The following is a 904-nucleotide window of genomic DNA, read 5'->3' as shown; positions in this document are numbered from 1 at the left end:
GGCCATCCGCAGGGCATGTTCACTGTCAGCAACGCCCCACTCAACCACGTTCTTAACCGCTTGAATCAAGGTCAAGACTGACCCAGCTAAATTACCTGACTCAAGTCGCGCTTCACCATCTTTTACAATAACCGGGAATTCGCCTAATTGGTATTGGCCATCAGGCATGCCTGCCGCTGACATAGCATCTGTAATCAAGACTGTTTTGTCCCATCCTTTGGCTTTCACCAAGGCTTTGGTTGCACCTGGATGGACATGTTTACCATCACAAATTACTTCCGCATAGGTATCATCCGTTGCCATCGCTGCCCCAACCATTCCTGGATTGCGGTGGTGTAAACCAGACATGCCGTTATAAGTATGTATGAAAATGTTGGCACCCGCATCAACCACTGCAGTCGCTTCTTCATAGGTCGCAGATGAGTGGGCTAGGGCTACTCGTACCCCTTCTTTCGTGATAGTTTCTGTGAAAGCTTTAGCCGTTTTCCGCTCTGGCGCTAGGGCAATTTTATTGATCAAACCTTTAGCCGCTGACTGCCAGATTTCAAATTGACCCAAGTCAGGATCACCCATGTAGGCTGGGTTTTGTGCCCCCTTGTGTTCTTCCGTGAACCATGGCCCTTCGAAGAAGATACCTAAGATTTTCGCCCCCTCAGCTTCATCGTAGTGGTCACCGATTTTTCCAGCAACAGCAGTCAATAAGTCAGTAGAAGAAGTTAAGGTCGTTGGCAAAAAGGCTGTCACACCTGTTGATGGCAATCCTTTAGACATAGTCTGAACCGCTTCAAAATCATCGTCCATCACATCTGCCCCTTGGAAACCATGGATGTGGGTATCCACTAAACCAGCCGCCACCGTATAACCCGTGTAATCTTTAACCTCACCTTTTAAGGGTTTCTCTAAA

The 904-nt window shown here is 48.0% G+C and carries 1 protein-coding gene; it reads right to left on the bottom strand.

Annotated elements, in window-relative coordinates; all coding sequences use genetic code 11:
- Positions 1-904: N-acetylglucosamine-6-phosphate deacetylase (gene nagA, locus ACRCJ0_RS15995; RefSeq protein WP_431391159.1), on the bottom strand; the 904-nt coding region annotated here is incomplete at both ends.

The organism is Aerococcus sp. L_32, assembly GCF_050689315.1.
Note: the sequence above shows the minus strand (reverse complement) of the source record. Positions and strands in the feature narration are given on the sequence as shown.